The 26010-nt window shown below is 39.0% G+C and carries 20 protein-coding genes; 9 read left to right on the plus strand and 11 right to left on the minus strand.

Annotated elements, in window-relative coordinates; all coding sequences use genetic code 11:
• Positions 1–53: 53 nt before the first annotated feature.
• From ACWNCI_RS12200 to clpB, 6 genes are all read right to left on the minus strand, one after another.
• Positions 54–1046, minus strand: a complete 993-nt coding sequence (locus tag ACWNCI_RS12200) for a zinc metalloprotease (RefSeq protein ID WP_346984050.1) — start codon at positions 1044–1046, stop codon at positions 54–56.
• Positions 1047–1235: 189 nt separating this feature from the next.
• On the minus strand, positions 1236–1874 hold the full coding sequence (locus tag ACWNCI_RS12205) for a response regulator transcription factor (protein ID WP_346984049.1): 639 nt from the start codon (positions 1872–1874) through the stop codon (positions 1236–1238).
• Positions 1871–2656, minus strand: a complete 786-nt coding sequence (locus tag ACWNCI_RS12210) for a sensor histidine kinase (protein ID WP_449388511.1) — start codon at positions 2654–2656, stop codon at positions 1871–1873. The genes ACWNCI_RS12205 and ACWNCI_RS12210 overlap by 4 nt, the downstream gene beginning before the upstream one ends.
• The gene (locus tag ACWNCI_RS12215) at positions 2635–3282 is read right to left on the minus strand and encodes a hypothetical protein (RefSeq protein ID WP_346984047.1); all 648 of its coding nucleotides are present in this window, start codon (positions 3280–3282) and stop codon (positions 2635–2637) included. Before ACWNCI_RS12215 ends, ACWNCI_RS12210 begins: the two co-directional genes overlap by 22 nt.
• Positions 3283–3314: 32 nt before the next feature.
• Positions 3315–3857, minus strand: a complete 543-nt coding sequence (locus ACWNCI_RS12220) for a hypothetical protein (RefSeq protein WP_449388512.1) — start codon at positions 3855–3857, stop codon at positions 3315–3317.
• Between the two features lie 210 nt (positions 3858–4067).
• Positions 4068–6662, minus strand: coding sequence for an ATP-dependent chaperone ClpB (gene clpB / locus ACWNCI_RS12225; RefSeq protein ID WP_449388513.1), 2595 nt, complete (start codon positions 6660–6662; stop codon positions 4068–4070).
• Positions 6663–7563: 901 nt separating this feature from the next.
• Here clpB and ACWNCI_RS12230 point away from each other — a divergent pair.
• Positions 7564–8142, plus strand: coding sequence for a TetR/AcrR family transcriptional regulator (locus ACWNCI_RS12230; protein ID WP_449388514.1), 579 nt, complete (start codon positions 7564–7566; stop codon positions 8140–8142).
• A gap of 68 nt (positions 8143–8210) precedes the next feature.
• Here the strand turns inward: ACWNCI_RS12230 and ACWNCI_RS12235 are convergent, their stop codons facing one another.
• The gene (locus ACWNCI_RS12235) at positions 8211–9038 is read right to left on the minus strand and encodes an endonuclease/exonuclease/phosphatase family protein (protein WP_449388515.1); all 828 of its coding nucleotides are present in this window, start codon (positions 9036–9038) and stop codon (positions 8211–8213) included.
• A gap of 134 nt (positions 9039–9172) precedes the next feature.
• Positions 9173–11122, minus strand: coding sequence for a M1 family metallopeptidase (locus tag ACWNCI_RS12240; RefSeq protein ID WP_449388516.1), 1950 nt, complete (start codon positions 11120–11122; stop codon positions 9173–9175).
• A gap of 592 nt (positions 11123–11714) precedes the next feature.
• Between ACWNCI_RS12240 and ACWNCI_RS12245 the strand changes: the two genes are divergently transcribed.
• The 3 genes from ACWNCI_RS12245 to ACWNCI_RS12255 all read left to right on the plus strand — a co-directional run bounded on the left by ACWNCI_RS12245 (position 11715) and on the right by ACWNCI_RS12255 (position 15180).
• Entirely contained in the window at positions 11715–12164 is a 450-nt protein-coding gene (locus ACWNCI_RS12245) for a hypothetical protein (RefSeq protein WP_449388517.1), read from the plus strand.
• Positions 12165–12754: 590 nt separating this feature from the next.
• Positions 12755–14347, plus strand: a complete 1593-nt coding sequence (locus ACWNCI_RS12250; RefSeq protein WP_449388518.1) for a hypothetical protein — start codon at positions 12755–12757, stop codon at positions 14345–14347.
• A 98-nt stretch (positions 14348–14445) separates the two neighbouring features.
• Positions 14446–15180 (plus strand): DNA-binding domain-containing protein, encoded by a 735-nt coding sequence (locus ACWNCI_RS12255; protein ID WP_449388519.1) that lies wholly within the window; start codon positions 14446–14448, stop codon positions 15178–15180.
• Positions 15181–15773: 593 nt separating this feature from the next.
• Here the strand turns inward: ACWNCI_RS12255 and ACWNCI_RS12260 are convergent.
• Positions 15774–16655: an SDR family oxidoreductase gene (locus ACWNCI_RS12260; RefSeq protein ID WP_346984037.1), complete on the minus strand. Its 882-nt coding sequence runs from the start codon at positions 16653–16655 to the stop codon at positions 15774–15776.
• A gap of 158 nt (positions 16656–16813) precedes the next feature.
• Here ACWNCI_RS12260 and ACWNCI_RS12265 point away from each other — a divergent pair, with 158 nt between their 5' ends.
• The 3 genes from ACWNCI_RS12265 (at position 16814) to ACWNCI_RS12275 (ending at position 21710) form a co-directional block, all read left to right on the plus strand.
• Positions 16814–19111: a GH92 family glycosyl hydrolase gene (locus tag ACWNCI_RS12265; protein ID WP_449388520.1), complete on the plus strand. Its 2298-nt coding sequence runs from the start codon at positions 16814–16816 to the stop codon at positions 19109–19111.
• A 417-nt stretch (positions 19112–19528) separates the two neighbouring features.
• Positions 19529–20536, plus strand: coding sequence for an aldo/keto reductase (locus tag ACWNCI_RS12270; RefSeq protein WP_449388521.1), 1008 nt, complete (start codon positions 19529–19531; stop codon positions 20534–20536).
• A 277-nt stretch (positions 20537–20813) separates the two neighbouring features.
• Positions 20814–21710, plus strand: a complete 897-nt coding sequence (locus tag ACWNCI_RS12275; protein WP_449388522.1) for a helix-turn-helix domain-containing protein — start codon at positions 20814–20816, stop codon at positions 21708–21710.
• A 132-nt stretch (positions 21711–21842) separates the two neighbouring features.
• Here the strand turns inward: ACWNCI_RS12275 and ACWNCI_RS12280 are convergent, their stop codons facing one another.
• The gene (locus ACWNCI_RS12280; RefSeq protein WP_449388523.1) at positions 21843–22220 is read right to left on the minus strand and encodes a winged helix-turn-helix transcriptional regulator; all 378 of its coding nucleotides are present in this window, start codon (positions 22218–22220) and stop codon (positions 21843–21845) included.
• 111 nt (positions 22221–22331) lie between these two features.
• On the opposite strand from ACWNCI_RS12280, the gene ACWNCI_RS12285 reads away from it, so the two are divergent.
• The gene (locus tag ACWNCI_RS12285) at positions 22332–22934 is read left to right on the plus strand and encodes an FMN-dependent NADH-azoreductase (protein ID WP_449388524.1); all 603 of its coding nucleotides are present in this window, start codon (positions 22332–22334) and stop codon (positions 22932–22934) included.
• Positions 22935–23044: 110 nt separating this feature from the next.
• Here the strand turns inward: ACWNCI_RS12285 and ACWNCI_RS12290 are convergent, their stop codons facing one another.
• A complete protein-coding gene (locus ACWNCI_RS12290) occupies positions 23045–24382 on the minus strand; it encodes a dihydroorotase (protein ID WP_449388525.1) in 1338 nt (445 codons plus the stop codon).
• Positions 24383–24584: 202 nt separating this feature from the next.
• Between ACWNCI_RS12290 and ACWNCI_RS12295 the strand changes: the two genes are divergently transcribed.
• Positions 24585–26003, plus strand: coding sequence for an oligosaccharide flippase family protein (locus tag ACWNCI_RS12295; RefSeq protein WP_449388526.1), 1419 nt, complete (start codon positions 24585–24587; stop codon positions 26001–26003).
• The last annotated feature ends 7 nt before the right edge of the window (positions 26004–26010 follow it).

Genomic DNA, 26010 nt, shown 5'->3' on the forward strand with positions numbered 1-26010 from the left:
ACCGGCTGTTTCAATCTGAAACAGCCGGTTTTTTATAAAAATTAATGAAAAGATTAGTATAGTCTCAATCCTGATCTTGCACCTGAAGATGCTACAACAGACTGCATTCTTGTTTTTTGCCCGGATGAGAACATAAACATCGCCGCATCGTCCACATAATCCATATAATTCATGAACATAACGGATCTCTGTACACCACCGCAGGTATTATACAACGGATAGCTCGGTGTTCCGTAATTAGGTCCCGTCTGCGTAGGTGTATCTGAAACAAGGTCGTTTCCACAGTTGGCATCTCCCCAGATATGTCTCAGATTCAGGTAATGCCCTACTTCGTGTGTCGCAGTTCTTCCTTTGTTAAACGGAGCTGAGGCGCCGGTTTTTCCGAAATAAGAAGCGGCGATTACGACACCGTCATTCCATAATCCTGAAGATTCCGGGAAAGTGGCATAGCCTAAGATCTGTCCCATATTTCCAACCACCCAAATATTAAGATAATTGGAAGGGCTTGTAGCATCAATACCTCCGCTTGAAGATTTTTTCATTGCATCATTGGTACTCCAGCTTGTTTTGGTTGTCGATTTTCTTACCGTATTGGCCAGTCTGAATCTTACTTTTACATCGCCAGCTTTTAAGCTTTGAAATGCTGTCGGAATATTGGCAGCATCACTGTTTGTACCTCCATAATCTGCATTCAGTACAGCAATCTGCTCGGCAATACGGGAAGCAGAAATATTTTCTGAAGAAGTTCTGTAGAGAACATTTACCACAACAGGGATTTCAACAGTTCCGTCAGAAAGTACTTTACCGAGCTTAAGATCATTTACAAATTTTTCAGTTTTAGTTTCAAGCTCAGAATATCTCTGCCTGAGTTCAGGGCTACTCTGAAGGGCGATTTTCCTGATTTCTTCAGACGGACAGCCTCTTTTCAAAGCAGATCCTCCTAAATTTTCTGTGTTGTTTGATGACTCTTCAGTTTGGTTGTTAATGTTGTCACTGTTACAGGACAAGAAGCTCAACATGAGAACTCCGAATAGTAGTTTTTTCATAAAAGGAATATTTTGTTACAAAAATGAAATTATAAAATTTGGAGTTCACACACAAGTATTTCACCAAAATGTTATTTATTTTTATTATTCAATCAATAACATTTTTTAATTTACACTGATTATAAAACACTTTTAAACCGCTATCAATACATATTATTAAATGATTTTAAACATTCATTAAACCCTAACTTAAACAGCAAAACCGTTTTTAATCGCAAATACCGCCAATCCCACACGCGTTTTGAGATCCAGTTTGTCGCAAAGCTGATCTCTGTAACTTTCTACTGTTCTCGGACTGCAGCACATTTTATCTGCGATTTCTTTATAGCTAAGCTCGGTGACCGTATATTTCAAAAATTCTTTTTCACGCTCCGAAATCCTGATATTGCCGGCAGATTCATCGTTATTCATCGTAGAGAAAATAATTTTTGACGCCCAGTCCGGATAGAAAAATCCGTCGGTATTAAGCTTGATTAAAGCATTTTCCAGTTCCTGAGGGTGCGTATTTTTCAGTAAATATCCTTTCGCACCGTTTTTAATCATTTTAATAACACTTTTGTCATCACCCTGCATGCTCAATGCCATCACTTTGATTTTTGGGTGGTTTTCTCTGAGCCACAGCACAGTTTCAAATCCGTCCATAATCGGCATACTGATATCGAGTAAAATAATATCCGGAATCCTGTTGTTATTTTCAAGTTTCTGAATCAGATCTTTACCGTTTTCAGCAACATAAATCACTTCAAAATCTTTAAAGTTACCGATGATTCCTTCCAATGCTTTTGCGATAAGGATATGGTCGTCTACAATAACTATCGTTTTTTTCATGGCTGTTTTTTTAAAATAATGTTGAGTGTTGTTCCTAAATTTTCTCCGCTTTCGAGTCTGAAATCGGCTCCGATAATTTCGGCTCTGTTTTTCATGTTGGTAAGACCGATGCCGTTTGACTTAACATCTGAAGGATCGAAGCCAATACCGTCATCTTTAATATTCAGTTCCCAAAGTATTTTTTCCGAAGTGTTAAGATTAATGAAAATATTCTTGCAATTGGCATGCTTCATACTGTTCTGAATAAATTCCTGAGTAATTCTCAATAAAACATTTTTATGCACAAACCCTAAATCCAGCTGTTGAAAATTATGCTTAAAATCAACATGACACTTTTGAAAAGCGTTGGTATTATCTACCTCTTCCTGTATTAAAGTTACAATTTCCTTTTGATTAATGTTGTCATCGGTCAACGTTTTCGACAGGCTCCTCAGATCGTGCAGTGTCTGATTGATAATCTGCGAAACCTGTTCGATTCTTTCAATCACTTCAGGAACTTTATTTTCGTATAAAAGCTGTTGCGTGTAAAGGCTGACAAGGGTAAGCTTTTGCCCTATGTTATCATGAAGTTCGCGCCCGATCTGCTGCATGGTAACCTGCTGTATTTCCAGCTGGGTAGCCAGAAGCTCACGTTGATGGATCTCGTTTTTTATCTCAATTTCATTCAGATATTCTTTCTTTCGCTGTCTGTATTTTCGGATGTACACCATTACAGCTGCTACAAACAACACGAAAAACATGTTGAATAGCATAATTGTGATCAGGAGTTCTGTTTTCCCCATATGAATGAAATTGAAAATAATACATACATAGTGATTCCTGAAATCAGGAAATAATTAAAATAAATATTCCATAGCTCCGGATATTTGCTTAATAAATTAAAAAATGTCCAGAATGGCAACGTTCCGATATAAAATAAGGTGACTCCAAGATTAATGTAAAACATTTTATTTTTATTAAAATGTAAAATATCCGAAGAATTAATCTGTCTGTAATATTCCATTATTACAAGCACCATAAGAATAAGGCAGCCAAATGTATAATTGAACGAAAAAATTATTTTTCCAGCTTCAAAAAAATATTCATTGGGAATAAAGGAAAGCAAATAAAGAACAGACAAAATATAAAATAATTTAGGCCTTTTAAATGTTTTTGAAGCATATAGCCAATAGAGAAATAAAAATTCAATGGGAATGACAAAATAATTAAAAAATTTTGGTTTGCTATATTCTATCAGATTGCCACCCCATTTCCCAAACACTTCACTTAAAAACATGAGTATTAAATAAATGGAAAAGTACTTCCAGTAAGAATCCTTTGCATTCCTATAAAATATAATAGAAATAATGGCGGCCAGCCCTTCAGTCCAGATTAAAGATTGCTGTAGTACTTCTTGAAATTCACTCATTGTGCCTGTTCGTATAAATATAAATTTCTATCCTAAAACAATTGTGTTATTTTTGTTGCAGGAGGGGATAATGTACCATGGTTCTGGCAAATAAACTCAAGATCCGTATCTGAATCCTTTCCAAAAGTCCTCGCATTCACACCATTCCGGTTCATGTCTAAAGGATTGAAATCATAATTACCCACTTCGCCGTTTTCTTCCATTCTTTTAATCGTAGGAATCATCACCAGCGTATGCATTTGTGCACATTCTATCCCAATTGGCGTACCAGCCATGATATCCCAGTTTTCAGCATTCGGATAAGCAGCATAATAAAACCTGATGCCGAGATCTTCTGTGGTAACATCAGGATTATTTGCCATCGTTTCAGTTTCAATTTCGGAAATAAATCTCTTTAATGTTGCGAGATCAAACTGGATGGAATCTGCATCTTCAATCCCCATTGTTTCTTTTACAGAAAGCAGCTGGTTTGTTCTGTAGTTATTCACCAGAGTCTGAATAAGATCAGTCGTCATCATGCTTAAAGGCTGTTTAAGCCCTTGCGCTTCAGTTTCTAGCTTAGCTTTTGGTTTCATAATGTTAGTTTTTAATAAATGTTAGTTTTGATATGCTAATTTCGTAAAAAATCCTTTTGCTAAGACACGGTTTTTTCCTGATTATTTATGGGGTTTTTACGGATTGTAAAATTGAATTAAATCTTCAGAGTACTTATAAACAAAAAAATAAGTGCCGCAGAAATCATCTACAGCACTTACTTACAAAAATAATATATATGAAAAAACTACTTATAAATCTGTTGGCCTGAATACCAATCCTGTCTCTTCAAAATAATCCAGGGTGATACGGTCGCCATCATTTACCTTGCCTGCAAGGATCTCTCTGGAAAGTCTGTTCAGAACCTCCTGCTGAATCACTCTTTTCAAAGGTCTTGCTCCGAAAACCGGGTCGTAACCTTTGTTGGTCAGATAATCCAAAGCATCTTGTGTTGCAGTCATAATGATGTTTCGTTTTGCCAGCATATCATTGAAACTTCTCAACTGATACTGAACGATTTTTCCAATTTCTTTTTTTCTTAAAGGCTGGAACAACACTGTTTCATCAATTCTGTTTAAGAATTCCGGACGCAAAGTCTGTTTCAACAAATCGAAAACCTGAATTTTCGTTTTCTCAACAATTTCATCCTGGTTTTCTTCCGTAATATTCTCAAAATTCTCCTGAATGATATGAGACCCCAAATTGGAAGTCATAATGATGATCGAGTTTTTAAAATTCACGACTCTACCTTTGTTATCCGTCAAACGACCGTCGTCCAAGACCTGCAACAATGTATTGAAAACATCAGGATGCGCTTTTTCAATCTCATCTAAAAGCACTACAGAATACGGTCTTCTCCTCACCGCTTCCGTCAGTTGTCCGCCTTCATCATAACCCACATATCCGGGAGGCGCACCTACCAATCTTGAAACACTGTGACGTTCCTGATACTCACTCATATCAATTCTTGTCATATTGTTTTCATCATCGAATAAAAACTCTGCCAGCGCCTTGGCCAGCTCGGTTTTCCCGACTCCGGTTGTTCCTAAGAATAAGAAACTTCCAATTGGTTTTTTATCATCACTCAATCCTGCTCTGTTTCTTCTGATCGCATCAGCCACCGCTGTAATAGCTTCATCCTGTCCGACTACTCGATGATGAAGTTCGGTTTCAAGATTTAATAATTTTTCTCTTTCCGACTGCAACAATTTTGTAACAGGAATTCCCGTCCACTTAGCAATTACCTCAGAAATATTTTCAGAAGTAACTTCCTCTTTAATCAGCTCATTCTGATGATTCTGCATTTCAATTTCAAGCTTGGAAAGTTCTTCCTCTTTTTCACGAAGTTTTCCGTACTGGATTTCAGCTACTTTAGCATAATCTCCGGCTCTTGAAGCTCTTTCGGCCTCTAATTTCAGAGATTCTATTTCCTTCTTTATATTCGTTAAATCTTCCGATTTTTGTTTTTCTTTCAGCCATTTGGCATTGATCTCGTTTCTCTGTTCAGAAATTTTCGCAATATCTTCTTTTAAATGGTCGATTTTAGTCTGGTTTCCTTCTCTTGAAATGGCCGCCAATTCAATCTCCAGCTGCATTAATTTTCTGTCTAAAACATCCAGTTCCTCAGGTTTTGAATTGATCTCCATTCTCAGTTTAGCCGAAGCCTCATCAATCAAATCAATCGCTTTATCCGGTAAAAATCTGTCGGAGATATATCGCTGAGACATTTCCACCGCTGCGATAATCGCCTCATCTTTGATTCTTACTTTATGGTGGGCTTCATATTTATCTTTAATTCCACGAAGAATGGAGATTGCGGATTCCGTATCCGGTTCTTCCACCATCACTTTCTGGAAACGTCTTTCTAATGCCTTATCTTTTTCAAAATATTTCTGATATTCATTTAAAGTGGTTGCACCGATCGCTCTTAACTCACCTCTTGCCAGGGCTGGTTTTAAGATATTGGCAGCATCCATCGCACCTTCACCGCCTCCGGCTCCCACCAAAGTGTGGATTTCATCAATAAAAAGGATGATTTGACCGTCCGATTTAATAACCTCATTTACGACAGATTTTAACCTCTCTTCAAATTCTCCTTTGTATTTTGCACCGGCGATCAATGCTCCCATATCCAATGAATACAAAGTTTTATCCATCAGATTTTCAGGAATATCTCCGCTGATAATTCTGTGCGCGATTCCTTCGGCGATGGCTGTTTTACCAACACCCGGCTCACCAATCAGGATCGGATTATTTTTTGTTCTTCTCGAAAGAATTTGCAAAACCCTTCTGATCTCTTCATCACGGCCGATTACAGGATCAAGTTTCCCTTCCGCAGCCAGCTCATTAAAGTTTTTAGCATATTTATTTAAGGACTGATACGTTTCTTCCGAGCTTGCAGAAGTCGCCTTGCTTCCTTTTCTTAATTCTTTAATTCCACCTTCCAGAAGGTTTTTCGTAACGCCCATATCTTTCAGCATTTTCGAAACTTCTGAATTGGTTTCTAACAATGAAAGCCACAAATGCTCGATTGTTACATATTCGTCGCCCATTTTTTTGGCAATGTTTGGCGCATCAAGCAAAACTTTATTGGCCGATTGCGAAAGATAAATGCTTCCTCCCTGCACTTTTGGAAGTTTTTCTAAATTCTCCCGGTTGCGCTCTCTTACCAAAGTAGCGTCTGCTTCAGACTTTTTCAGTAAGAAAGGCGAAATATTTTCATCCACCTGAAAAATACCTTCAAGAAGATGTTGCGGCTCAATACTTTGGTTGCCAAATTCCATAGCTACCTGTTGTGCGGCCTGGATGGCTTCCTGCGATTTTACGGTATATTGGTTTAAATTCATATTATTTATTTGATTATTGTTGGTTTATAGTTAATAGATTATCATCAAAATTTATACAATTCTCAGTTTTAAAATGATGATTTTTGTTATTAAAAAACATTAAGACCAAAGTTGCTAAGTCTAATCTTAATGTCTTATCAATCATTTAATTCGAGAACTATATCACAAAAAGTATTCAATTATTGAATTTTCAAAAAATACAGACAAATTTTCCGAAATATTCATTATTAACAACACTTACAAAGACAAATTTTCCGATTATGAGGGTATTGAATAAAATTTATCGGAAGAAGAGTCATAGTCGGAAACAAGTACGAAAGCAATAATCATCTAAAATTAAGAGCCAGTTTAAATTTTATCTAATAATTTTATGGACTTATAATTAATGTGCTTTATCCAAATAAACAAAGTTTATTCTTAACATTAAGGAATTCAGTTTATTAAGTGGGAAAAATTAAGAAATCAATTGATTGATTTAAATTAAGTTAATTAAGAAATTATACCTTAATTCTTAATGTTGAAAATATATTTAGAATTTAGACAGGCTCTAAGGCATCACTCAGTTTTATTTAACGCAAAGATTTATATAATTTATGCATAATGAGAGGAAGCAAAGAAAGGATCAGCAAGCTGATTTGATCAAGCTTACACATTATCCACGCTTAATCAGCGGCTTTGCCGTCTTACTTCGCTTCCTTAAAAATATACGGAATGATGATCAAACTTTGCGTTAATACTATGAATTTTAAGATGAACTTCGCTTTTAGCTTAATGTTTTAAATGAATTTTATTTGAGTTTATTCTGAATCAACTCAATCGGCGTTAAGAGTCCCTAATCCCAAAATCAGAATCCAAAAATCAGAATATTACAATCAAAATAATTACTTTTGCGTTTTACCTGATGGAACTTAAAGAAAAACAAAAGAAAATACTGGATGTTGCCGTAGAACTTTTCAAGGAAAAAGGCTATATGGGAAGCTCTGTGCGGGATCTGGCCACAAGACTGAACATCAAAGCCGCTTCACTATACGCACACATCCGTTCTAAAGAGGAGATCCTGGAATGGATCTGTTTCGGTATTGCCCGGGAATTTTTCGACGAGCTTCAGGCAGTAAAAAATACGGATATCGCTCCTAGAGAAAAACTAAACCTGTTTATTGAAAAACATTTATCCGTAGTTCTTCAGAACCGCGATGTCACGCATATTTATTCCAACGAATGGAAACATCTGGAAGAGCGACTTCCCGAGTTTGTAGAGCTGAGGAAGAGCTACCAGCAGGAAGTAGAGCAGCTGATTTCGGATATCTATAAAGCTGAGCAGTGGGAGCTTCGTTCACCATCGTTTACCACACGTTTTATCCTTCACACGCTGAACAATTCTTATTTCTGGTTCAAGAGAAACACAGAATCTACCACGGAAATTACGGATGAGATCAGAGATAAAATCCTGTTTGGTCTTTTGGGAAAGCATAAAAAGTAATGGAGCCTTTTATCATTACGACAAAAAGCTCCATTTTATTTTAGCTTACCTTTAAATTGGTATCTTTTCTAAAACTGCAGATCCACAAGAACCGGGAAATGATCTGACGGGTACAGCAGGTTTTCCCTTCTGTCATTGATATGCCTGTGAGATTTAATCTTAAATCCTTTTACGAAAATATAATCAATCCTTTCTTTAGGAACCTCATTCACATTGAAACCTGTGAAAGTGCCTTTTGGACCGTAATGTTTGGTTTCAGAATGATAGAAGCTGTCCTGCATATTCTGCGACATGATTTTAATAGGTTCGGAATCTTCCGTTAAATTAAAATCGCCGCTCACCGTTACCGGTAAATTTTTAGGATTCAGTTCTTTGACCTTTTTTAAGATCAATTCTGAAGATTTTACCCTGGCTACGTTTCCGATATGATCAAAATGAAGATTCATGGCTATAAATTCCTTGTTGGATTTTTTATCCTTAAAAACCGCATAGGTACAGATTCTGTTCAGCGCGGCATCCCATCCTTTAGAAGGTTTTTCGGGCGTTTCGGAAAGCCAGAACGTCCCGGATTTCAGCACCTGAAGCCTTCCGGTATCATAAAAAATAGCAGAAAACTCACCTTTTTCTTTACCGTCGTCTCTTCCTACTCCTACATAATCATAGTTTTTCAATCCGTTTTTAATGTCCTTCATCTGCTCCGGCAATGCCTCCTGAACGCCAAAATAATCCGGGTGGTAATACATAAGAAGATCTGCAACATCCTGTTTTCTGTTCGTCCAGGAATTCTCTTTATCCGAATCTACATTCAGACGGATATTGAAACTCATTACTTTAAGATCCTGCGAGAACCCTAGGGCAAACATCATAAGGCATACGATTGAAAGTCTGAAATTCATATTCATATATATTTTAATTAGTTCACACAAAAGTAAGGCTTATCATGAACACAACACTCAGTTTGAACTTAATTTAAAATAAAAAACTCCGGTATTTCCGGAGTTTGATGATGAAGTAATTTTTTAATTTCTCTTTACGGCTTAGCGTCTGCTGAATTCCAGGTATTATTTGTACTGTTGATATCAGGGAGCTGTGAGGCCGGATCAAGCTTTACCTGATCTATTTCTTTTGTCGAATCAACCCTGAATGTCCATTCGGTGTTTCTTTTCCAGACTTCGATCGGCAGCTTCACCGTTTGCTCCGTTCCGTCTTTAAACTTTACCTGGACGGTAGTCGGCATCGGCAGTTGCCCGATATTCTCAACGGTGATTTGTGCTCCGTTTTTAAAGTCTCCGTTTACATACTTCACATTTTTTACCGCCTGATCGATTTTCCATTTATTCATAAACCATCCTCTCCAGAACCAGTTCAGCTCTTCCCCTGAAACATTTTCCATCGTGTGGAAAAAATCCCATGGTGTAGGATGCTTAAAAGCCCAACGGTCTATATATGTTCTGAAAGCTTTATCAAACTTTTCGGGTCCGAGAACAGATTCCCTTAACACCTGCAACCCAAGTCCCGGTTTAAAGTAAGCCAGAACACCGATGCTGCTTTCCTTCATATTATCGGCTCCTACCATGATCGGCTCAAAGCGATCGTTCATCAGGAAGCCACCCATCTGGGCAATATTTTTCCTGTAGTAGTATTCCCCCTTATTGAAAGCCTCTGTAGACAGTTCGTTGATGAATGTATTAAAGCCTTCATCCATCCAGGCAAACAATCTTTCGTTGGAGCCCACGATCATTGGGAACCAGTTGTGTCCGAATTCATGATCGGTTACCCCCCAAAGTTCTGAGCCTTTAGAATTCATATGGCAGAATACGATTCCGGGATACTCCATACCGCCTTCATTTCCGGCTACGTTGGTGGCGGCAGGATAGGTATAGGGATACCATTTTACAGAATAATGTTCAATGGCAGCTTTAGTGTACTCTGTAGATCTTCCCCAGGCTTTTTCTCCGGCACTTTCTACGGGATAGGCAGAAATAGCGAGTGATTTCTTACCGTCCGGAAGATTGATTCTGGCGGCATCCAGCATAAAAGCAGGGGAAGATGCCCAGGCAAAATCTCTTGCCTGTCTGATTTTAAATTTCCAGGTTTTCGTTCCGGTTTGCTGGTTTTTACCAACCTCGGATTCGGGGCGGATCATAACGGTTTTATCGCTGCTCTTTGCCTGTTCCCATCGGCTGTTTTCTTCTTTGGTGTAGACTTCTTTAGCATTCAGCAGTTCTCCGGATGCCACGACGTAATGACTGGCCGGCACTGTAATATTGGCTGTAATATCCCCATATTCAAGATAAAACTCCGAAGCTCCCAGATAGGGCAACGTATTCCATCCCAGCACATCATCGTAAACGCACATTCTCGGATACCATTGCGCCACGGTAAAAACCTTCCCGTTTTTGGTATCCTCAATTCCCATTCTGTCGGATCCGTATTTAGGGGAAAGGAAAGAATATTCTATGGTTATTTTGGCAACACCTCCCCGGGCTTTCAGTTCCGAAGGAAGGTCGATCTGCATTCTGGTATCGGTAATGGTATATTTCACGGCTTTACCGTCAAGCTTTACCGATTTTATATGATATCCGCCTTCAAACTCTTCACCATGAGAGCCATTCCTACTTCCGGACATAGGAATTAATGCATTCCCCCTTGAATCTTTTTCAAATAAATTCTGGTCAAGCTGCAGCCACAGGAAGCCCAATCTGTCGGGGCTGTTGTTGGTATAGGTAATTTCTGCCGTGCCGGCAATCTCGTTTTTAGCCTCGTTAAGACTTACATTAAGATGATAATCTGCAGAGTTTTGCCAGTAGGCATGCCCGGGCTGGCCGCTGGCCGATCTTGTTTCGGTACCTGTCTGGGTGTAAAAGAATGGCTTGAAAGCTTCTACGTAATCATATTTTGGGGCTTCCTGCGCAAGTGCTGAATGTGAAAAAAACATCACGGCAAGAGCAGAAACGAGAGTTTGAAACTTGCTGTTCATAATTAATTTTTGTTTCACCAAGGTAACAAAAAAATAATACATTTTTGAGGTGTGTTAGCAATGACTATTTTACCCTCCGCAGCTTCTGAATTGTGACATCAGGTAACTCACCGTGTTTAGCTTTTAGAAGGTATCTTAGCCGAAAACCAAAGACATTGCACTCAATTATTTAGTCTGCAATACCCAACAGCTTCCTTTTCTCTGAAACTCTTTATTGATGCGCTTTCCTGAGGGACGGTAGAACATCACAAAAAAAGTAGTCTAGATTAGACTACTTTTTTCATCTACAAATGTAAACAAATTCTTTTTACTTCCAAACACAAGATATTGTTTTCTAATTTCTTGCTTTTTTGCATCATAAATCTGTTCATTACAAATTTTTGGAGCAAAACAACCGGAATTTTGCACCCGTTTTTCACCTGCTTTTTACTACGTTTTATATTGGTCAGTTTGTTATGTGAAAAAGTAGTCTAATCTAGACTACTTTTTACCAAAAATGAGACTACAAATGATATTTCCCTCTAAAGCCCTCTCCCTCAAACGCTTTTGCGTGGTATTGCTGTGCTTTTTTGTGGTCTTAGTATCATCATTGTTGAGCGCTCAAACCTTTTTACACTCCGATTCTGTAGTCTTTGTGTCCGAAGACTCGTATTTGTATGTAGAATCTCCAATATATATTTCCAGTCAAAACCTGAGAAAAGCATCTTTTAAGAAGTGGTCCGGGGTTTTGATCAAAACATCTTGTTCCAAAGTTTCCCATAAGAAGTTCACAAATACTCCAACAGAAAATACTTGCTATAAAAATGGTCCAATAGGCAAACATAGTCTTGGACTCCTTTTCAATTCTTCACTTACAGCTATTATCGGAAATCCTTCTCCGATAAAGCTTCAGCATAAAATAATACCATTATCTTTTATTCTATTTATAAGCACAAGAAGGGATGAGGAAAAACATGTTCATATCATTTCTTATCCTTTCCAGCTAAAACATATCACCATCAATCATTTCGGGCGCCCTCCGCCCAATTTTAAACATGGATAACACGAATCTTTTATCACAAATGACACTAATGGTTGAAAGCCAATAAAAACAAATGCTTTAGCAAAGGAGATTATCCACTCTGTTTGTCATCCCGTAGGGATCTCAGCAAAGAATTCCACATAACATTTGTGAAATTAGTGTTCAACCATTAGTGCCATTCGTGTTTCGTCAATTCGAGTGTTTTTTCGTAACAAGGTGAAGAAAAAATGTATCGAGAATGAATTTATCTTCAAACTCACAAACTTCTCGATACGATTTTTTCAAAATCTACTCGAAGTGATGAGCCTGTCGAAGCTATTATTGAGTCGGAGGGTTTGAGAGTGGGAGGGTTTTAGGGTGGAGTGAAATATGGGAGAATTTGAGAAGGGAAATAGTGGCTTCGGCTCCGCTCAGCCACCAAGACTCTCCCACGCTCAAACTCTAAAACTCTCCGACCCTCCAACTCTAAAAACTCTGCGAACTCTTATAAGTCAAACGCCTTTGTTAAACTTAAAAACACATCATATATAAAAAAATCTTCGTGCACTTAGTGTTCAAATAAACGCTGACTAAGTCACCAAAAACATAAACAAACCCATAAATACAAAACAATGAAACAATTAATTACAACAGCTGTTCTGCTCTTCAGTATGACAGTATTTGCGCAGGTGGGGATCAACAATACCTCTCCAAAAGCCACCCTCGACATCACCGCTAAAACCAGCGGAACCAAACCTGAAGGATTGATTATCCCACAATTAACCGGCGACCAGATTCGAGCAGCCACTACCGCTACACCTACACCGGTGTACGGATCAAACCAGAAGGGACTCATCATTTATGCAACCGTCGCTGATTCGGCTCCCAGTGGAGCAACTGCTAATATTACTACCCCTGGATATTATTATTTTGACGGCAGTGTATGGCAGAAAATGAACGGTGCAGCAGCGGGTGACACCACCAATGATGCGTGGATTAATGATACTACCAATGGCTTAATAAAATTAGGAACAAAAGCAGATGGTACAGCCAGAGCCGCAGGTGCGGATTTTGTCGCCAAAGATAATGGACAAGTGGGAATAGGAACAAGCAGTCCGGATGCCAGCGCAGCCTTAGAAGTGGCTTCTACCAATAAGGGAATGCTTATTCCACGGGTGGCGCTAACAGGATCTACTGATCAAACGACGATACCTTCTCCGGCGACTGGATTATTGGTTTACAATATAGGGAGTTCGGGATTAAGTTATGAAGGTTACGTTTTCTGGAACGGTTTAGAATGGAGAACCTTTAATAACTCTAGTTCTTTATCTGGTACAATAGGGGATATTAATTGTAATTCGGTATCCATTACACCTAATACATATACTGCTGGTATAATGTACAATGGGGTATTATCCGTGCCTTATACAGGAGGAAATGGTGGAGCTTATGCTGCACAAACCATTTCATCCACTGGAGTTACAGGGCTTACTGCCACACTTACTGCTGGCAATTTTGAAAATGGTTCAGGTATATTACAGTATATAGTATCTGGCATACCTTCAGGCTCTAGTCCCTCTTTAGCAACTTTTGCTATTAATATTGGAGGAAAAACTTGTAGTGCATCAATAGGAGATAGTAGTAATATAGCTACTGAAACGAGTAGTGCTGTAATGGGAGCTTTAACCTTGTCGAATGATAATGGTAAAGTAGGATATGGAATAACTGCAACAACTCCGGATGGTAAATTTTCAATTAGAATATTTGTCGCATCAGGACAAAGCTATGGAAAAGCGAACGTCCAAATAAGGAGTAATTTAGGAACTCCTACTATTACCTGGACTAGCTCAACTTTTTATGCCAATGCGGACGCTTCAAGCAATGGAGTTTGGGAGCTTCACAATAATGCAACTCCATTTCCTGTAGCTAATGAATGGTGTGGAACCTTTAATGAAGGTTCTTCTACAATGAACAGAATAACAACTGATAGTAGTGATTATGGTTCGGTTGCATTTGGCGATAGAGGTATTGGTGATGGTGGTAGAGTAGAATACAGAAGATATTCTTGGACGAGTACTGATGTTAATGATAAAACTTTATATGAAGCTTATATTACAATGGGATCTAACAATTTATCTACAATAGCTAATACGACGAATTGTCCTTCAGGAAAATGTATAGGTCCAAAAGGTTATATAAGAATAGTTCAAGTTTCGTCTAATTAGAAATAAATATCAACAAACCTAATCCTCACAGGTTTTGAAAACCTGTGAGGGTTTAATAACAACAATTCAATACCTCAACAATCAAAAAACAATTAAGAATGTCCAATATACTACATAAAATAAAAGCCTATTTATACGATAACGTTTTAACGAAAGACAATCCCAATGATTTCACGGCAAGAACCATCAGCGAGCGAAGCCTCAATGTCAAAAGAATTTGCCAGTCGGCGGTAAGCCGCGGGGGTGCCGATATCTCCGCCGCTTCGATGGAGCATGCCACAGAGCTGTTCCTTCAGGAAATGGCGTATCAATTGTGCGATGGGTATTCCATCAATACCGGTTACTTTACGGCAAACACTACCATCCGCGGGGTGTTCGACAGCCCTTCGGAGAAGTTTAATAAGGATAAACACAGTATTATTTTCCAGTTCAACCAAGGAGAAAAGCTACGAGCAGAGATCCCCAATATTGAAGTCGACATCCTTGGCCTGGCAGAAGCTTCTTCTGTCATCCTACAGGTGACGGATGTGAAGAGTGGTTCGGTCAACGACCTGCTTACTCCCGGTAAAAACCTGAAAATCGTGGGCAGTAAGATCAAAATCATGGGCGATGATCCCACTCGGGGCGTGTATTTCGTCAATACCGCTACCCAATCCAGAATCCAGGTAGAAGCGTTCGATATTGTCGTCAACAATCCTTCGGAGCTTATTGTGGTCATTCCTATACTACCTGCCGGAAGCTATACCCTGGAAGTACTGACCCAATACACGGAAGGTAGCCTTCTGAAGCAAACCAGAACGGCTTCTCTGGATAAATTGCTGACGGTAGAATAGCCATCATTGTACAGCCTTTCCAGATCGGTCGATCCCACAGGTACGTGTGGGTAGGTCCCACAGCCTCGGACCGGTTAGTCCCACAGGTATGGGTGGGATGGTGCCACAGGCGGGAGGTTATTCTGATGTTTTGAAGAAAGGGGATTATTATTGGTTTTTTGACTCCGGTTTGGGTAATAGTATTCCCGACCGGAGTTTTTTTGTGGCTTCGACTCCGCTCAGCCACCATGGAGTCGGAGATTGGGAGTTTGATTGTCGGAGAGTTTTAGAGTATCTGGGTATGGGAGTTTCTACAGAACGACAAAAGGTTGTCGGCTGGCGGACCCTGAGGCTCTCGAAGGGTTGCGTACACTGGAAGGAACTGGTGGCTTCGAGAACCTCGGCCACCATTGAACAGAGACCACCATTTCCCTCGTAATAGCAACCCGAAATTTCACCGTAAGAAAAGAGTAGGAAAAATTCCCCTCCCTTGGAGGGGTGGCGAAAATTCAGAGAATTTTTGACGGGGTGGTTCAAGGAGAGTAACTGGTTTAATAACAAAAAAATGGCGGCTTCGATTTCCTCAGCCACCATTTAGAAAGTTTTATCTCAGATTAATTCGATTTCTTCGCTTTGATCATTGCTTCCAAAGCATCCCACATCTCCTGCGGAATATCTTCCAGCATATTGAATTCTCCGGCGCCCTGCAGCCATTCTCCACCATCAATGGTCACAACTTCACCATTCATATACGCGGAATAATCGGAAACGAGGTATGCCGCAAGATTGGCCAGCTCCTGATGCTCTCCTACTCTTCTCAGCGGAACTTTTTTTCTCATATCGAACTTCTCCTGCAGATCTCCCGGAAGTAACCTGTCCCAAGCCCCTTTGGTAGGGAACGGTCCCGGTGCAATGGCATTGAAACGGATTCCATATTTAGCCCATTCTACTGCCAGAGATCTTGTCATAGCCAGCACACCCGCTTTTGCACAAGCAGATGGAACAACGTAGGCAGACCCCGTCCATGCATAAGTGGTAACGATATTCAAAACCGTACCCGGAGTTTTAGAGTCGATCCAGTGTTTTCCGATGGAAAGGGTGCAGTTTTTAGTTCCCTTCAATACGATATCCAGAATAGAATCAAAAGCGGAATGCGTTAATCTTTCCGTTGGAGAAATGAAATTCCCCGCTGCATTATTTAATAAGATATCTATTCTTCCGAATTCTTTTAAAGTGGCTTCTTTCATAGCTTCTACCTCATCCCAGTTTCGTACATCGCAGGCCACGCAAAGCACTTTACCTCCGGTTTCCTCTTCCAGCTCTTTGGCTGTTCCCTGTAATTTCTCCAGATTCCTGGAAGTGATAACTACTTTTGCGCCTAATTGAAGGAAATATCGGGTCATGGCCTTCCCGAGGCCGCTTCCCCCTCCTGTAACGATGGCTACTTTATCTTTCAGGGCATCTTCGCGCAACATGGGCTGTGTATATAGATTCATAATTTTATTGTTTCAGTAAATTTAAGATTTTAAGTTATTTGATGCGTTATAAATAATATGCTAGCAATAAGAGGTTGTGATTAGTATAGCCATAATAATATCTGTTTATTACATTTTAAATTTAACTAAATTTACGTTCCCACAAAAAATATGTATTCATGAAAAAGCCGCAAGCTTCTTTTTTTCTATTTCTTTTGCTTTTCAGCGTATATGGTAAAGCCCAACAATTTGAAAAACTGATTCAGTATGTGAATCCTCTGATCGGAACGGAAAAGATGGGGCATACTTATCCCGGAGCAACGGCACCCTTTGGAGCGATACAGCTAAGCCCGGAAACCGATACGATCTCTTATGCCCTGAACGGCAAATACAATGGAGAGGTGTACAAATATTGCGCGGGATACCGCTATGAGGACAAAACCATTGTAGGCTTCAGCTCGACACACTTCAGCGGTACAGGGCATTCTGATCTGGGAGATTTCTTAATCATGCCGACGGTGGGAATATTACAACTGAATCCGGGGACTGCAACTCATCCTGAAAGTGGCTACAGAAGTCGATTTTCACACCAAACCGAAAAAGCAGAAGCCGGATATTATAAAGTAAGACTGGATGACCACAATATTTTGGCAGAACTTACCGCAACAACCAGAGTGGGCATTCACCGTTATACATTTCCAAAATCTGATCAGGCACATATCATTCTTGATCTGATGGCCGGCATTTATAATTACGACGGTAAAAACGTATGGACCTACGTTCGCGTGGAAAATGGAAACACCGTAACAGGTTACCGACAGACCAACGGATGGGCGAGAACGAGAACGGTTTATTTTGCTATGACGTTTTCAAAGCCTTTCAAATCATACGGGCAGAAGAATTACGACGGTAAACAAGTGTACAACGGATTCTGGAGAAAGTTTGACCAAACCAAAAACTTCCCTGAAATCGCCGGAAAGAATCTGAAAATGTATTTTGACTTCGATACTGCCGAAAATGAAGCCATTGAAGTGAAGCTGGCTATTTCACCAGTCAGCCAAGCCAACGCCTTGGAAAACTTAGAGAAAGAAACCGGCAATTTGTCTTTTAACCAGATCAGAGCACAAACCCAGGAAAATTGGGATAAAGAATTAAATAAAATCGTCATAAAAAGCTCTGAAACAGAGAAAACCAATTTTTATACAGCCTTATATCACACGTTTATTAATCCTACCGTGTATATGGATATAAATGGAGAATATAAAGGATTAGATCAAAACATTCACAAAGCAGAAAACTTTACCAATTACACCACTTTTTCGCTTTGGGATACCTATCGGGCGCTTCATCCTTTCTTTAATATTATTCAACCTAAAAGAAATGGTGACATGGTACAATCAATGATGGCTCATTATGATCAGTTTTCTATGAAAATGTTGCCGATCTGGTCGCATTATGCCAACGACAACTGGTGTATGAGCGGCTATCACAGTGTAAGTGTGGTGGCTGATGCAATCATTAAAGGAAATTACTCCGGCAATGCCAGAAAAGCGTTGATGGCCTGTGTAGAAACAGCCAACAAAAGAGATTATGAAGGAATCGGGCAGTATATTGATCTGGGCTATATTCCTGCAGAGAAAAACGGAACTTCAGTATCCAATACCCTGGAATATGCTTATGACGACTGGGCTATTGCTCAACTGGCGAAGCATCTCGGGGAAACGGAAATTTATAATCAATTCAGCAAACGGTCTGAAAACTGGAAAAACAACTTCGACCAGTCGACCGGATTTATGCGCCCGCGTTTGGCAGACGGCAGCTTTAAAAAAGATTTTAATGCATTAAGCACACACGGACAAGGCTTCATTGAAGGAAACTCCTGGAATTACAGCTTCTTCGTTCCGCAAAATCCGGATGAATTAATTCAGCTCATGGGTGGGAAGAAAAAATTTGCATCAAAGCTGGATGAACTGTTTGCCATGCATCTGCCGGACGAGTTTTTTGCAGATACGGAAGACATTACAAGAGAGGGAATTATCGGCGGCTATGTTCACGGAAACGAGCCCGCACATCACGTAGCCTATCTTTATAACTGGGCCGGGCAACCGTGGAAAACTCAGGCGCAGATCAGAAAAATACTGGCGATGCAGTACAAAGCAACGCCCGATGGGCTAGGCGGAAATGATGATGCAGGACAAATGAGCGCCTGGTATATTCTGAGCTCACTTGGCTTTTATCCTGTTGCGCCCGGTTCGGAGGATTATGCAATCGGAAGCCCAGCAGTAAATCATGCCGTATTGAATTTAGAAAACGGAAAGACATTTACCATTGAAGCGATCAGTCAGAGTCCGAAGAATATATATGTACAGAAAATTCTTTTGAATGGTAAGGAGATTAAAAATTTCACGCTAAAGCATTCTGATATTATGAATGGCGGAAAATTGAGTTTTTATATGATTGCTAAGCCAAGAAAGTAATCTTGTAAATATGAATTTTAATCTTACTTGATTTTTCACAGATGATTCCGCTGTACTTTTGTCATCCTGAACACAGCGATGTGGAATGAAGAATCTCTACTTATAATTTTATCTCCCGCTGATGTTGCAGATAACGCAGATTATTATAATGTTAAAACTTTTTATTTAACCGCAAAAGCCACAAAAGATTTTCAGCGTGTTTAGATATTCAAAAGGTTACAAAATTTTTCATTCTGCTTTTTTGAACTTTTGCCAATCTAAATGTTTTCCCGATTTTTCTTTTGTAACTTTTGCGGTTAAATAAAATATCAGTTAACATTATATTATAACTTCCGTAATTTGCATACGACAATCAGCGTTTTGCATACATCCGGTTTTGAATTTCTGCTGAATTTTGTATCAATAAAAATCAACAATATGAAATTGAAACAGGTAAAATTAGGAAGTCAGGGCTTAACAGTTCCCAATATCGGTTTGGGATGTATGGGAATGACCGGTTTTGGCGATGCAGATATGTACGGTAAAACCGATGAGAAAGAAGCCATCGCCACCATTCACCGTTCTTTGGAGCTGGGTGGAAATTTTCTTGACACTGCCGATTTGTACGGCCCCTTCAAGAATGAACAATTGATTGCCAAAGCCATTGAGGGCAATCGCGATCAGTATATCATCGCCACCAAATTCGGATGGGAAATTGATGATAATGACCAGGTAACCTGGAAGATCAACGGAACTAAAGACTACGTAAAAAAATCGGTAGAACGCTCTCTGAAAAACTTAAAGACAGACTATATCGATCTTTACTACATGCACCGTCTTGACAAGAACACCCCTATCGAGGAAACCGTAGGGGCAATGAGTGAGTTGGTAAAAGAAGGCAAAATCGGGTATATCGGTTTATCGGAAGTATCTTCTGAAACGGTGAAAAAGGCCCATGCCGTTCATCCCATTTCCGCAGTGCAGAGTGAATATTCTCTTTTTGAAAGAACGGTCGAAGAAAAAGGTGTCATCAAAACGCTGAATGAGCTGGGAATTGGTTTTGTGGCCTATTCGCCTTTAGGAAGAGGTTTCTTATCCGGACAAATCCGCACGATTGATGATCTTCCGGAAAATGATTTCAGAAGAGGAATTCCCCGTTTTCAGGAACAGCATTTTTATAAAAATATCGAGCTGGTGGACGCGATTGAAAGTCTGGCTAAAGAAAAGAATATCACTTCATCTCAACTGGCTCTGGCATGGATTATTAGCAAAGGGATTCTTCCTATCCCGGGAACGAAACGCAGAAAATATATCGAGCAAAATATCGAAGCCGCCAATATTCAGCTGAGTGAGTCTGAAATCCAACAACTGGAAAGTATTGTTCCACTGGGAACGGATACGGGAGCTACCTATGACGAATTCGGAATGGGATTGCTGGATTATTAATTTGTAATTTTAACTGTTTAAATTATTCTACAGTTTGTCATTCTGAACATAGACTGAAGGTCTACGAATGTAGTTCAGAAATGTAGTGAAGAATCTCCCCCTTATTTATTTGTGAGATTCTTCCTTCGTCAGAATGACAGACTGCTAGATTTATAAACGCAGTAATGTCGCGTCCCGGCTTGAACGGAGCTCTTTTTGTGGAGCGAAGCGGAACAAAAAAGCGGGAGTGGAAGACGGAAAAAGGCGCCCAAATTATCATTAAAAAGGTTTAAAAGCTATGAACACAATAAAATCTATTTCGGCATTTCATAAATTGCTTTCTCTGCCGGAACCGAAGCATCCTATGGTAAGTATAATCAATCTTTATGAAAGTATTTTTATTGAAGATAAAGTGTGGGATGGTTTTGTAAGCAAGCATTATTGTGTCGCTCTGAAACGCAATGCGAAGGGAAAAATAAAATACGGACAGCAGCATTATGATTATGATAAAGGTGTCCTGAGCTTTACAGCACCTAACCAGGTTCAGTATCTGGATCTGAAGACGATGGATTGCGAAAATACAGGCTACCTGTTGGTTTTTCATGAAGATTTTCTATTGAAACATCCTTTGGCAAAAACTATTTCTTCTTATGGTTTTTTCTCATATGCCGTGAATGAAGCTTTGCATTTATCTGAAGATGAAGAGAATGATCTGCTTGAAATCATGTATAAAATTGATAAGGAATGTCAGCATATCGATCATCATACCCAGGAAATTATCCTGTCGCAGATTGAATTGCTGTTGAATTATTCCAAACGTTTCTACGAAAGGCAGTTTATTACCCGAAAAAGCGGCAGTCATCAGCTTTTAGCAAAATTTGAGTCTTTCCTGAATGAGTATTTTGATAGAGAATCATCTGAAAAAGGTTTATTAACCGTTCATCAAATTGCAGAGGCAATGAATCTTTCTCCGAATTACTTAAGTGATCTTTTAAGAGTTCATACCGGGCAAAATACGCAGCAGCATATTCACGAAAAGCTGATCAGTAAAGCCAAAGAGAAGCTTTCGACAACAGAACTTTCGGTGAGCGAGATTGCTTACGAACTCGGGTTCGAGCATTCACAGTCTTTCAGTACGCTGTTTAAAAAGAAAACGAATATGTCGCCGCTGGAATTCAGGCAGTCTTTTAATTAATAGCCTTCTAATTCTTTCCCACAGATTTTTCTCAGATCTTCACAGATGATTGCGGTAAAATTTAATTCATTTGTTAATCTGTAAGAGACAATATGTTCGGTTAAATTTAATCTTGATAATTTTAATTAAATTTTAAAAAGCATCTTCTCTGATGTTTCGTTTATGCGTCTTGCCCCAATCTGAAAGGGCCATGATCACAGGCTGTAGCGTTCGGCTGTAATCGGTTGAAATATATTCTACTACCACAGGCGTCTGTTCTGCATGGACTACCCTTTTTACAAATCCGTTCAGCTCTAAATCTTTCAGCTCGTTCGACAAAACTCTCGCAGAAATTCCGGGAATCAGTCTCTGTAATTCGTTAAACCGAATATTACCCATTTCCTGCAGTACGATAATGATCTTCAGTTTCCATTTTCCTGAAATCACATACAATGCATCTTCTACCGCAGCAAGATTCTCGCTACAGGTAACCTTACATGCATTTTTACAAATCTGATCCTGATTTTCCATACGTTTAAAGATTATAACTAACAAAAAGGTTACTACTAACCTTTTGTTCACTACTTACTTTTCATAAGCAAATGTACATAATTTTGCTGAAGAAATTTTAATATTCAAACAATGAAAAATGTACTTCATATTATTTCAAGTCCGAGAACGAACGGTTCGGCGAGCAGAACATTAGGAAATGCCATCGAGGTAAAATTGCAGGAAGCATATCCTGAGCATACCATAACAACATTAGATCTGTTAAAAAATCCGTTCCCTCATTTGGGTGAAGAACAGGTAGATTCCTGGTTCATTCCTGCAGAGAGCAGAACTCCTGAACAAAATGCAGCCGTACAACGCTCTGATGATGCGATTGCGCAATTACATGCTTCAGATGTTATTATTATCTCTGTTCCGATCTATAATTTTGGAATTCCTTCTGCCTTGAAAGCCTATATTGATCATATTGCACGCGGCGGAATGACTTTCCGTTATTCAGAAAATGGTTTTGAAGGATTGGTAAAAAACAAAAAAGCTTATATCGCGGTGGCCAGCGGTTCCATTTTTTCAGAAGGTGATTATCAATCATATGATTTCGTAGTGCCTTATCTGAAAAGTGTTTTAGGATTCATCGGAATTACAGACATTAGTGTTTTCCGCGCAGAAGGCCTTGGACTTCCTGTTGTGCAGGATACCGCATTAAGCAAAGGAATTGAAAGTATTGTCATTGCTTAACTTAAATCATAAAAAACTCTCGCAGATCCGGAAAGTTATCCTGAAATCTGTGAGAGTTTACTAATAAAGTGAATTAAAGCCAGCCTCTATTGGTTCAGCTTTACTATAATTTATTCCTGAACTTCAAAGAGCAAACGTTCCCCGAATTTCTGTTCATTAATCTTTCCGTTTTCATAAACAAGATTTCCATTAACGAAAGTGTGAGTTACTTTAGAGCCGAAATTCATCCCTTCCAACGGACTCCATCCGCATTTGTAAAGGATATTTTCCTTAGCGACCGTCCAGTTGTCGTTCAGATCAACCAATACCAGATCTGCTTTGTAGCCTTCTCTTACAAAACCTCTTTTTTCAATTCTGAAAAGAATAGCCGGATTGTGCGCCATTTTTTCAACAATCTTTTCTAAAGAAATCTTGCCATTTTTATAATTCTCCAGCATCACAACTAATGAATGCTGTACAAGTGGTGCCCCGGAAGGACATTTGGTATAAACATTCTGCTTTTCTTCCCAAGTGTGCGGCGCGTGATCGGTGGCAATAACATCAATCCTGTCGTCTAGCAATGCTTCCCAGAGACCGTCTTTGTCTTTTTGTGTTTTTACGGCAGGATTCCATTTGATCAGTCCGCCTTTGGTATCGTAATCTTCATTGGTAAAAGTAAGATGGTGAACACAAACTTCTGCCGTTATTTTTTTATCTTTTAAAGGAATGTCATTTCTGAAAAGTTCCGTTTCCTTAGCCGTTGACAAGTGGAAAACATGGAGTCTCGCCCCTGTTTTTTTCGCAAGTTCGATGGCTTTTGAGGAAGATTTGTAACATGCCTCTTCACTTCTGATCAAATGGTGAAATTTTACCGGAATATCTTCCCCGTATTCATCTATATATTTTTGTGTATTGGCTTTGATAGTCGCTTCATCTTCACAATGCACCGCGATCAGCATTTTGGTATTGCTGAAAATATTTTCCAGGGTTTCCGGATTATCAACCAGCATATTTCCGGTGGAAGAGCCTAGAAATAATTTAATTCCCGGAACATTTCTCGGATTTGTTTTCAGGACTTCTTCAAGATTATCATTGGTTCCACCCATCATAAAGCCATAGTTCGCATATGCTTTTTGAGAAGCTATCTCATATTTATCCGCTAATAATTCCTGTGTTACGGCATTCGGAACGGTATTGGGCTGATCGATAAAGCTTGTCGTTCCGCCCGCAATGGCAGCTTTTGATTCTGTTTCAATATCTCCTTTATGGGTAAGTCCCGGCTCACGAAAATGCACCTGATCGTCGATCACTCCCGGCAGAAGATATTTTCCTGCCCCATCAATGATTTGGTCTGCATCGTCAGAAATTTGGGTGTCTATTTTGGAGATTAAATCGTTTTCAATTAAAACATCACCTTCAACGATTTTACCTTCGTTGACGATTTTTACATTTTTGATTAAGGTCTTCATTTTTACCGAGAAATTAGATGTTAGAATTAGAAGCTAGTTTTAAAGATTATACATTATAATTAAGACATCAAGTTGATCACTAATTTCTAACTTCTAATCTCTAGATTCTATAAAAGCAAAATTAAGGTTTATGAATGAATTTTAACCCCGCCGACAACAAATCAATTTCTAAATATTTACATTTGCATAAAAATTTCAGACTTTGAAGAAGCTTCTTAACGAAACAATTATATATGGTATCGGGGCTATTATGCCGAGAGTCATTCTATTTGTTTTAAATCCATTATATATTGATCAGATTGATAAAAAAGATTTTGCTATATTTTCAAATCTTTATGCCTTAATTTCTTTTATTAATATTCTTCTTTCTTTTGGATTTGAAACTGCCTTCTTCCGTTTTTCCTCTGAGAAAGATAATCAGAAGAAAACATTCAACACTTCGTTTTGGGTTCTGTTCGGATTATCCACACTTTTTCTACTGGGATGTCTTATTTTCACTCAACCTATTGCAGACACTTTAAAGTATTCTTCAAACCCGGAATATATCCGCTGGTTTGCATGGATAGCATTTTTTGATAGCCTTTGTGTTATTCCTTTTGCCTGGCTCCGTTACAACAATAAACCCATAAAGTATTCGATGGTAAGGGTATTACAATCGTTGTTTCAGACCGTTTTGACTCTTGCTTTGTTTCTCTATATTCCTTTAAAAATATCTCATGATTTCGGGTTAAAAGAAAAAGTTTCTTTTCCTTTCTACAGCAATCTGGCGGCAAGTTTTATGGGTTTTGTTTTGCTGCTTCCAGTAGTTTTCAAAGTCAGGATTGAGTTTTCTGTTGATCTTTTCAAGAAGATGATAAAGTATTCGTGGCCCATCATGATTGCCGGCCTTGCTTTTATGTTTAATGAAAATTTTGATAAGGCCATTCAGATTTGGTTTATTCCTGAAGAAGATGCCGGAGCTTATGGCGGATGTTATAAACTGGCAGTTCTGATGACTTTATTTGTAACCGCTTACAGGATGGGAATCGAGCCATTTTTCTTTAAGCAAATGAATAATGAAAATGCTAAAAATACGTATGCTAAAGTAACAGAATATTTCACGTTCTTCGCATCAACTGTTGCGATGGGCATTATTGCCAATATTTCATGGCTGAAACAGATTTTAATTCCCAACAGCTCATATTGGACAGCAATTGACATTATCCCGATTATCGTAATTGCTAATCTTTGCTTTGGAATTTATTATAACTTTTCAACCTGGTATAAAGTAACGGACAGGACTAAAATCGGAACTGTGATTTCTTGGCTAGGAGCCGGGTTAACCATTGTATTAAACCTCGTCTTCTTAAAGAAATATGGTTTTATGGTTTCGGCCTGGGTCACTTTTATAGCCTATTTTGTGATGATGGTAACATCTTATTTATTAGGTCAGAAATATTATCCTATCCCTTACCGTATCCGTAAAATGACGTTATTTTTGGGAATGCTGATAATTTTCAGCTACGCAATCGTAGAATTTTTCGATTACAATCTGTGGGTTGGCAACTTACTTTTCGCTGTGTATGCGGGTATGCTGATTTATTCTGAAAAAGATATGCTGCTGTCGAGAATTAAAAAATAACTTTGGC

It is taken from the genome of Chryseobacterium lineare (assembly GCF_977014045.1).